This window comes from Enterobacter sp. 198 (genome assembly GCF_009025585.1).
Lineage (GTDB): Bacteria > Pseudomonadota > Gammaproteobacteria > Enterobacterales > Enterobacteriaceae > Enterobacter > Enterobacter ludwigii.
This window is the reverse complement of sequence record NZ_WCIM01000027.1, coordinates 1-10,178: the sequence shown is the minus strand read 5'-3', so window position 1 is coordinate 10,178 and position 10,178 is coordinate 1. Positions and strand designations below refer to the sequence as shown.

Below are 10,178 nucleotides of genomic sequence, written 5' to 3'. Positions count from 1 at the left end.
TATAGTCATTCGCACCCTGAGAATTACACTTTGAAGTGATTCAGGGTATGCGCTTACTGGTTACGAATATTGAGCGAGAATCATGCGATGATCGCCGCTTTTCTTTCGAGCCAGTAGGTGCTCCACGTTCGCTAACGAATACTCAGGGCATGCAGATAACTGCTGGCTATATTTCTTTCGAAGAGCGTGGAATGCATACCAATCCCCGATAAAAAGGAGTTGGTGATGACTGAGACTAATCAATTTGCTGCGCACGTTGGTCTGGACTGGGCAGATAAAAAGCACGATGTCTGTGTTCAGTTTAAAAACGGTGAACGCACATTCCATGTGATTGAACATACGCCGGAAGCGCTTGATGTCTGGCTTACCGAGTTACACCAGAAGGTAAAAGGCAGGATCGCTATCGCCGTTGAGCTGAAGAAAGGTCCCGTGGTGTATGCTCTTCAGAAATATCCATTTATCACCGTTTTCCCCGTCCACGCTTTGTCTCTGGCTCGTTACCGGCAAGCCTTCTCGCCCAGCGGTGCTAAAGATGACCCGCAGGATGCCGAGCTGGCATTAGAGTTAATGCTGCGTTATCCCCAAAAGATAAAAGCCATTGAACCCGACAATGCCGATATCCGGTTACTCCAGCAACTGGTTGAGCAGCGTCGTCAGTTGGTTGAAGATAAGCGCCGTTTTGTGAACCGGCTAATCAACACACTCAAACAGTATTATCCTCAGCCCCTGGAGTGGTTCTCACATCGGGGTAGCTTGCTATTGTGTGAACTGATTATGCGATGGCCCAGTCTGCAACAACTAAAACGAGCCAGGCGAGACACGATCCGCAACTTTCTCAATGCCAAAGGTGGCCGCGCAATGGCCCTTACCGAGCAGCGTGTTGTGAGTATTGATAACGCCATTCCGTTGACGACAGACCCGAGTGTTATAGAGGCTAATGCTTTGATGGCAACAGCACTGGCGACACAAATTAAAGTCGTGAGTGAAATCATCAAAACCTATGACGAACGAATCGAAACGCTGTTTGACACATTGCCAGATTCGGGGCTGTTCAAATCACTTCCGGGCATGGGGCCGTGTTTGGGACCACGAATGCTTGCTGCACTTGGTGATAACCGTGACCGGTTTAACAGCGCTGAAGAAATTCAAAACTACGCAGGTATTGCACCGGTGACAGAACGAAGTGGCCAGAAATCCTGGGTTCACTGGCGATGGCAGTGTGCCAAGTTCGTCCGGCAAACCTTTGTTGAATGGGCTGCCAAGACGGTTAACTCATCATACTGGGCCAGACTTTATTATCGGGGACTGCGAGAAAAAGGAAAATCTCACCAGTCTGCAATCCGGGCTCTGGCCTTCAAATGGATAAGGATCATTTACCGCTGCTGGAAGACCAAGACCCAGTACGATGAAGCGAAGTATTTGCTGGCACTGGAAGCGCGAAAGTCGCCCTTACTGAAGCCATAAAAAAGCTTGTCGAATGTCTCAGGGCGTGAAGCGGACTTCCGGTCCTTGCGCAAACTCCCGTTCCGAGAAGTTGCAGTTCACAAATCACCTGTTAAAGAAGGTATGGTAGCCCACAGCATTAATTTTGCTTCCATCTTCAGTCAGACTGGCCGGTACCGGCTTCCGATAAGTTTCGTCGGCTGAGGCCCGCTAAAGTAGAGAGGTCAAAAAATAACCTTGACGTACAATAATTTTCGATATCCAAACTGACCCCTAATTAGGTGGACACCTGATGACTGACTTAAAATTTCTATCACGCCAGCGTTACACATCCGCAGTCGCATCTTGCGGGGTTCAGCGGGGTGTTGCAGGCGGACGTGCACGTGCGGACGCCCTCTGACACCACGACCGAAGCGCTGTGCCGTATCGGCGAGCTGTATGGCATCGAGGCGGGCATCCGGGGCAAAAGCGCGGCGGAACGGCTGGCCATTCGGCAGGAAAAAGCGGTACCGCTGCTGACCGCGCTGGAGGGCTGGCTGCGTGAAAAGCAGAAAACGCTGTCACGGCACTCGGAGCTGTCGAAGGCGTTCGCGTACGCGCTGAACCAGTGGGATGCGCTGAAATTATACCTGCGGGAGATTACTGATACAGAACACGCCGGGAATGTGCCGCCATTGACGCAATGACGACACAGCCCTTTTTAACCGTTCCGTGAGAGTTCCCTGGCAATATACTGTGCGGTACGGCTTTCTTTGACCTGCGATACCTGTTCGGGAGTTCCTGCGGCAACCAGGCGTCCTCCCTCATGTCCCGCTCCAGGACCGATGTCGATAACCTGGTCTGCCTGAGTAACCGCCCGCATATCGTGTTCAATCATTATCACCGTATTTTCTGCATCAACAAGCCGCTGCAGCTGCACAAGGAGGCGGTCGGCGTCTGAAGCATGCAGGCCGGTTGTCGGTTCATCTAGGATATACAACGTGTGGCCACGTTGGCTACGTTGTAGTTCGGTTGCCAGCTTGATCCTTTGCGCCTCCCCTCCGGATAACTCGGTTGCTGGTTGTCCCAGACGCAGGTAGCCCAGACCAATTTCACTCAGCAGACGGAGGGGACGAGCCACTGGTTCTTCAGTCGCAAAGAACTGACTGGCTTCATCCACCGTCATATGCAGGACCTCCGCGATATTTTTGTCCTGCCAGCAGATCCTGAGAGTATCCCGGTTATACCGCGCGCCATGGCAGGTCGGGCACGGTGCATACACGCTCGGCATAAACAACAGCTCCACGCTGACGAATCCTTCACCTTCACAGGTTGCACAGCGGCCTTTTGCCACATTGAAAGAGAATTGACCCGCATCGTAATGATGGAGTTTGGCGTCAGTCGTTCCGGCAAAGAGCTTACGAACAGGATCAAACAACCCGGTATATGTCGCCAGGTTTGAACGGGGGGTCCTGCCTATCGGTTTCTGGTCAACCTGAACCAGACGCTTTACCAGTCCGGTATCACCGGTCAGGGTACCGTACGTTTTCTCCGTTACGGATGGCCCCTCAGCGTCGCTGGCTTCGGAAAGCACGTCTTCTGGCTCACCGCCAAGTGAAGAAAGCACCAGTTCCGGTAAGGCCTGGGCAATCAGACTGGATTTACCGGAGCCAGAGACTCCCGTCACGGCTGTCAGCACACCCAGAGGAATATCAACATCGATCCACTTAAGATTGTGGCGATGGATCCCCTGCAGTTTCAGCCACCCGGATGGGATACGGGCAAAAGATTGTGGTGGCCGGACTTCATCAAATAAATAACGCGCGGTACGAGATTGGGTGACGGCTTTCAGATCTTCAGGAATACCACTGTAGAGAACATGTCCTCCCTGTTCACCAGCCGACGGTCCCACATCAACAAGCCATTGCGCCCGTCGCATCAGGTTAAGATCATGTTCAACGACAAACACCGAGTTGCCGGCATCACGAAGGTTCTCAAGCGCATCGTAAAGCGCTTTACTGTCTGAGGGGTGCAGACCCGCAGACGGTTCATCAAGAACATAGACCACACCAAACAGCATCGAACTGAGTTGCGTGGCAAGACGCAGTCGCTGAAGCTCTCCTGCAGATAGAGTTGGGGTTGCTCTGTCCAGCGTAAGATAACCCAGCCCCAGCTTCTGCAACTGATACAACCGGGCCATGACACCACCGGTCAGCCGTTGTGCCGCCAGTCGTTTCTCTTCCGATAACGCCGATGTCCGGCAGACATCGGCGTTATCGGAATGGACCGCTTTTCCGGATGCAGCACGCTCTGTCAGATCCCGACGGGTGATATCCCTGTCGGCATCTGCGCCGGCGTGGTGGGCACTGAAATCCCCCCGGGAGATTGGAAGGAGCAATTCCGCCAGCTGGTCTAAGGGCATCTGCATAAATTCACCAATGTCCACACCGGCAAAGGTGACGGACAATGATTCTGACTTCAGTCTTTTCCCGTGACAGACCGGACACAGCTTGCCTTCCATAAAACGGGAGACTCGTTTTCTCATCAACGCGCTTTGCGTGCTGGCGAAGGTATGTAGCACATAACGACGTGCCCCGGTGAAGGTCCCCATATAACCCGGCGTCATTTTTTTCCTGACGGCTTCGCGCGTATCTTCCGGACTCAGTCCCGGGAAAACCGGTACAGTGGGGGTGTCTTCGGTAAAAAGGATCCACTGACGGTCTTCCGCTGGCAGATTTTTCCAGGGAGTGTCGATGTCATACCCCAGCGTCACCAGAATATCCCGCAGATTCTGTCCGTGCCAGGCCGGGGGCCAGGAAGCAATAGCCTTTTCACGGATACTAAGTGAGGGATCGGGCACCATCAGTGTTTCAGTTACCTCATAGATATGGCCCAGACCATGGCAAGAAGGGCATGCCCCCTGCGGCGTGTTGGGAGAAAAATCCTCGGCATACAGCATCGGTTGTCCGGCAGGATAAGCGCCCGCCCGTGAGTACATCATTCGCACCAGACTGGATAAGGTGGTCACGCTGCCGACAGAGGAGCGCGCGTTACTGGCACCGCGTTGTTGCTGAAGCGCAACGGCTGGCGGCAGTCCGTCAATGGCATCCACATCCGGAACCCCGACCTGATCAATGAGGCGACGAGCGTAGGGGGCAACCGATTCAAAGTAGCGCCGTTGCGCCTCAGCATAAATGGTGCCAAAGGCCAGTGAAGACTTACCCGAGCCTGACACACCCGAAAAAACAACCAATGCGTTGCGCGGAATGGAAACATCCACCTCTTTAAGGTTGTTCTCGCGAGCACCGCGAATCACAACTGAATTGTTGTCGTCAGTCAGGATGGGATGATAACCGAAAAGTTTCTTTGCCATAGAATTTCCTGTGCTAGGTGTGTCCGCTCTTAATAAGGCCACCTCTTGTGACGGTATCTGGTGTGCCGGACCGCTCGATCAGAAAGCCCGTCGAAAAAAGCGTTTGTGTGACTGGAAACAGATTGCTGAAGCTGGGCCCGGTGGTACCATGTGGGACACCGCTGAAGTTTCAGCGGTACCCTGCGGATCCGCCTTCTGTATGAGAACTGGCTGGCGGCGTACCCGGGACCGGAGATTTGGCTCCCGTGATAATGCGGGCTCCCCGGTACGCGACGCTGTGGTTCCAGACCCAGCTGATGGCGACACTCAGGCGGTTTCGGGTACCAATTAAAAAATACAGATGAATAATGCACGTGATTTCATATGTCATTTCCTTTCATTACAGTTTTAGACCCCATCAGACATCTGCCTGGCAGAGTTAACGGAGATAGGAGCGGACTATCGAAATGGTGTCGTCGATTGACCTCTTCTGCGACTCATTTCGTTTGCCCGTATCGGGGAATTCCTCCCGAAGATAGCTTTCCAGAACAACCGCCATCAGGTCGTTAACGGCTCCCTGGACTGACCCCGCCCCGGTAGACGATCCTGCCCTATAGTTTGAGTATAGGAGGAGCGTATGGGCACACCACGATTTACACCTGAATTTAAGGAAGAAGCCGTCCGTCAGATAACGGAACGCGGTTATTCCGTCGCCTAAGTATCTGAGCGTCTGGGCGTCTCTGCACACCGCCTCTACAAGTGGCTACGGGCTATCAAACCTGATAACAGCGAGCAGCATGCCCGGGATTTACTGGAAGCTAAAAGCGAGATCCTGAAACTCCGGGCGCAGCTAAAACGCACCGAAGAAGAACGGGATATCCTGAAAAAGGCCGCGCGGTACTTTGCAAAGGAGCCCGACTGAAGTACCGCTTTATCAATGAGCACCGAACTGTATGGGGTGTGATGACGATGTGTCGGGTACTGAATGTCGCCCGGGCCGGGTTCTATGCGTGGCTGCATAACCCTGTCTCGGCGCGTGATAAAGATAACCAGCGCCTGCTGATGCTTATCCGCGACTCATATTCCCTGAGCGGAGGCGTATACGGTTACCGGCGGGTTCATGGCGATCTGAACGAAATCGGGGAAACCTGTGGTAGAAACCGGGTGGGTCGGATCATGCAACTGGACCGGATTAAAGCTGTGCGCGGCTATAAAGCGCCACGTCGTATCGCTGGCAGGCCTTCAGTCGTTGCTCCTAATCTCGTGCAGCGGCAGTTCACCGTTGTCCGGGCCACCCAGGTCTGGGTCACCGATATTACTTATATCCGCACCTGGCAGGGCTGGCTGTATCTGGCGGTGGTTATCGATCTCTTCGCCCGTAATGTGGTCGGCTGGTCGATGAAACCCACTCTCTCACGCGAACTGGCGCTCGACGCGCTGATGATGGCGGTCTGGCGCCGAAAACCAGACAGCGAGGTTATCGTACATAGCGATCAGGGCAGCCAGTACGGCAGTGACGACTGGCAGCGCTTCTACCGGGCCAATAACCTGGCGCCGAGCATGAGCCGGCGTGGCAACTGCTGGGATAATGCGGTGGCCGAATCGTTCTTCAGTTCGCTGAAAAAAGAACGGATCAGAAAACGCATATATAAAACCAGGGATCTGGCCCGGGCGGATCTTCGATTACATTGAAGTCTTCTATAACCGGTCCCGGCGCCACAGCCACCTCGGCGACGTCAGTCCGGAGGCCTTCGAACAGGCCTCGTCGTGAGGACAGGATTTGTCTACAGGCGTGGGGTCAGTCCAAACTATAGGGCAGGATCGTCTACCGGGGCGGGGTCAGTCCATCAACGGCTCGGAAGTGTCTAGATTATCCGTGGCGATTCAGTTACAGTACATCTCAGGTCTGCAGGGTTCAGGCCCTGTTCAGGCCTGAAAATTAAGCACATTTTCTGAGGCTGGAAATCAACTCATGCTGACAGCCTGAGCCTGTTGGCATGGTAAGCAATGTGCTCACCAATAAAGCTGGAAATGAAATAATAGCTGTGGTCGTATCCAGTATGATATCGGAACGACGCATTGAGGTTCATCTCATTGCATACTCTCTCAAGGATTTTGGTGCGCAGTTGCTCTTCATAAAAGGCGTCACTCAGCCCCTGATCAATGAAGATTTCTGGTAATTTTTCACCCTGTAAAATGAGGCTGACTGGATCGTAGGCTTCCCACGTTTTTCTGTTTTCACCCAGGTAAGCGCTAAATGCCTGTTGCCCCCATGGCACCTGAGAAGGCGATACTATCGGGGAAAATGCTGATACGCTCACATATTCACCAGGATTTCGCAGAGCCAGCACCAGAGCACCCAGCCCTCCCATAGAATGACCGGATATAGATTTTCTTGCCGTTGCAGGAAAATGATTCATGACGACATCCGGAAGCTCTCTGAGAATATAGTCATACATCCTGTAATGAACATTCCACGGCTGTTCCGTCGCGTTCAGATAAAAACCGGCCCCCTGGCCAAGATCGTAACTGTCGGCATCCGGGACATTATTACCCCGGGGACTGGTATCCGGGACAACAACGATGACGTTATGCCGGGCTGCATAATGCTGCATACCTGATTTGGTGATGAAATTCTGCTCAGTACAGGTCAGGCCCGACAACCAGTATAGTACCGGCAGTTTTTCTGTTACTGCTTTGGGAGGAAGATACACACCGAAATTCATTTCACAATTAAGGGATTGTGAATAATGCCGGTACACGTTTTGCCAGCCGCCAGAGCTGGCATGCTGCTCAATGAGTTCCATCAGCCGTTATCTCATGGTTATTTCCCCTGACCGAAGCCAGGGGAAGTATCTTTAAATCCGGACGTCAGATAAACGTATACGCCGTGATTTTGTTACCCGCCGGATCCCGCAGGTAGGCAGCATAGGCCCCGGGAAGGTGACCACGCGGGCCAGGTTGACCTTCATCAGCTCCACCGGCGGCAAGGCCGGCAGCATGGAAAGCATCAACCTCTTCCGGGGTGGCAGCAGCGAAGCCGACAGTCACCCCGTTAGCGGAAGGTGCTTCACCGTTGCCCGGACGGGCAATGATAAATGCCGGCTTTTCGCGGCCATAGAGTACCCAGCCGTTGCCAAACGGGCCGAGGTTATTGATACCAAGCGTGCCCAGGACGACATCGTAAAATGCGGAGGATTTCTCGACATCGGCTGCGCCAATGAACACATGAGAAAAGATGCCGTCACCAGAAATTACCGGAGTTGTCATTTTCCACTTCCTTCAGTTTGAGTTGATTAAAATTCTGATGGGATCAGTAATGAATCACTGTCCGGATAGATTTGCCTTCATGCATAAGCTCGAAGGCGTCATTGATTTCATCCAGTGTCATCGTATGGGTTACAAATGGCTCAAGGTCAATATCCCCCTTCATGGCATCCTCGACCATACCGGGGAGCTGAGTGCGGCCTTTTACTCCGCCAAACGCGGAACCTTTCCATACGCGCCCGGTGACCAGCTGGAAAGGACGGGTGGAAATCTCCTGTCCGGCCCCTGCGACACCAATGACAACGGACTGCCCCCACCCACGGTGAGCACTTTCCAGCGCTGCACGCATGACGTTAACGTTACCGATACATTCAAAGGTATGGTCAATACCCCACTTGTTGATATCCAGCAGAACATCTTTAATCGGTTTGTCATAATCATTCGGGTTAATGCAGTCAGTGGCCCCGAACTGACGGGCCAGGTCAAATTTTGTCGGATTAGTATCGATAGCGATAATACGTCCCGCTTTTGCCTGACGGGCCCCCTGTACCGCAGCCAGACCAATTGCCCCCAGACCAAAAATGGCAACTGAATCGCCCGGCTGCACTTTAGCCGTGTTATGGACGGCGCCAATACCGGTAGTCACGCCACAACCCAACAGGCAGACGTGTTCATGGTTCGCCTCCGGGTTAATTTTTGCCAGAGAAACCTCGGCCACAACGGTGTATTCACTGAATGTGGAACATCCCATGTAGTGGTAAAGAGGCTGACCGTTGTATGAAAAGCGAGTGGTCCCGTCAGGCATCAGTCCTTTGCCCTGAGTCTCGCGAACCGATACACAGAGGTTCGTTTTACCGGACTGGCAGAATTCACACTCCCCGCATTCAGCGGTGTAGAGCGGAATAACATGGTCACCCGGCTTCACACTGGTGACGCCTTCACCAACTTCAACGACGATACCGGCTCCCTCGTGGCCGAGAACCACCGGGAAAACGCCCTCAGGGTCATTCCCTGAGAGGGTAAAGGCATCGGTATGGCAGACACCTGTGTGGGTGTTTTTAATCAGCACCTCGCCTTTTTTAGGCGGAGCAACATCAATTTCAACAATCTCCAGGGGCTTCCCTGGTGCAAATGCAACAGCGGCACGTGATTTCATACGTAATATATCCTCAATGTAATAATGGCCTCACCTATTTAAGATAGGCACGAACCAGCTCAATCGTATCGTCAACTGATTTACTGACTTCATGACTGTAGCTGTCATTCTGGTCAAAGGTTTCCCGTATGTGGCTCTCCAGCACCTCTGCCATCAGTCCGTTAGCGGCGCCCCGGACGGCGGCGATTTGCTGGAGAACGGAACGGCATTCAGCGCCACTTTCAAGTGCTCTTTCCAGAGCATCAATCTGACCCCGGATACGGCGAACCCGGGTTAGGACCTTTTTTTTCTCTTCAGGAGTACTGGGCATTGCTTACCTCACTGCTCTGTATTTCTTATACTATAGGGGAGTATTACATTAAGATCAACACATACCCCACTATAGTATAATAAATATATCAGAGCACCGGTAATGACTCCAACTTACTGATAGTGTTTTATGTTCAGATAATGCCCGATGACTTTGTCATGCAGCTCCACCGATTTTGAGAACGACAGTGACTTCCTGCCCAGCCTTGCCAGATGCTGCCTCAGATTCAGGTTATGCCGCTCAATGCGCTGCGTATATCGCTTGCTGATAACGTGCAGTTCTCCCTTCAGGCGTGATTCATACAGCGGCCAGCCATCCGTCATCCATACCACGACCTCAAAGGCCGACAGCAGGCTCAGAAGACGCTCCAGCGTGGCCAACGTGCGTTCACCGAATACGTGCGCCACAACCGTCCTCCGTATCCTGTCATACGCGTAAAACAACCAGCGCTGGCGTGATTTAGCGCCGACGTAACCCCACTGTTCGTCCATTTCCGCGCAAACAATGACGTCACTGCCCGGTTGTATGCGTGAGTTTACCGACTGCGGCCTGAGTTTTTTAAGTGTCGTAAAATCGTGTTGAGGCCAACGCCCATAATGCGTGCACTGGCGCGACATCCGACGCCATTCATGGCCATATCAATAATTTTCTGGTGTGTACCGGGCTGAGAG

General features: G+C 52.9%; 6 protein-coding genes and 3 pseudogenes. 3 read left to right on the top strand and 6 right to left on the bottom strand.

The genetic code is table 11. The features are described 5' to 3' along the window. Positions 1–225: 225 nt before the first annotated feature. Together F8561_RS17165 and F8561_RS17160 are read left to right on the top strand one after the other, a co-directional pair. Complete coding sequence (locus F8561_RS17165) at positions 226–1,464, top strand: IS110 family transposase (protein ID WP_012291449.1); 1,239 nt, start codon at positions 226–228, stop codon at positions 1,462–1,464. 308 nt (positions 1,465–1,772) lie between these two features. Then, positions 1,773–2,072, top strand: a pseudogene (locus F8561_RS17160) (IS66 family transposase); the annotation flags it as partial. A gap of 71 nt (positions 2,073–2,143) precedes the next feature. Here F8561_RS17160 and F8561_RS17155 read toward each other — a convergent pair. After that, positions 2,144–4,795: an excinuclease ABC subunit UvrA gene (locus tag F8561_RS17155; protein ID WP_012561117.1), complete on the bottom strand. Its 2,652-nt coding sequence runs from the start codon at positions 4,793–4,795 to the stop codon at positions 2,144–2,146. A 616-nt stretch (positions 4,796–5,411) separates the two neighbouring features. On the opposite strand from F8561_RS17155, the pseudogene F8561_RS17145 reads away from it, so the two are divergent. Beyond that, positions 5,412–6,545: pseudogene (locus F8561_RS17145) on the top strand (IS3 family transposase). Positions 6,546–6,744: 199 nt separating this feature from the next. Here the strand turns inward: F8561_RS17145 and fghA are convergent. From fghA to F8561_RS17120, 5 genes and pseudogenes are all read right to left on the bottom strand, one after another. Beyond that, on the bottom strand, positions 6,745–7,581 hold the full coding sequence (gene fghA / locus F8561_RS17140; RefSeq protein WP_012561110.1) for an S-formylglutathione hydrolase: 837 nt from the start codon (positions 7,579–7,581) through the stop codon (positions 6,745–6,747). 64 nt (positions 7,582–7,645) lie between these two features. Beyond that, the gene (locus F8561_RS17135; protein ID WP_012561111.1) at positions 7,646–8,044 is read right to left on the bottom strand and encodes a VOC family protein; all 399 of its coding nucleotides are present in this window, start codon (positions 8,042–8,044) and stop codon (positions 7,646–7,648) included. A gap of 43 nt (positions 8,045–8,087) precedes the next feature. Beyond that, positions 8,088–9,197, bottom strand: coding sequence for an S-(hydroxymethyl)glutathione dehydrogenase (frmA, locus tag F8561_RS17130; protein WP_017384070.1), 1,110 nt, complete (start codon positions 9,195–9,197; stop codon positions 8,088–8,090). A 34-nt stretch (positions 9,198–9,231) separates the two neighbouring features. Next, positions 9,232–9,507, bottom strand: coding sequence for a formaldehyde-responsive transcriptional repressor FrmR (frmR, locus tag F8561_RS17125; RefSeq protein WP_017384071.1), 276 nt, complete (start codon positions 9,505–9,507; stop codon positions 9,232–9,234). A gap of 113 nt (positions 9,508–9,620) precedes the next feature. Beyond that, positions 9,621–10,178: pseudogene (locus tag F8561_RS17120) on the bottom strand (IS1-like element IS1X4 family transposase); the annotation flags it as partial.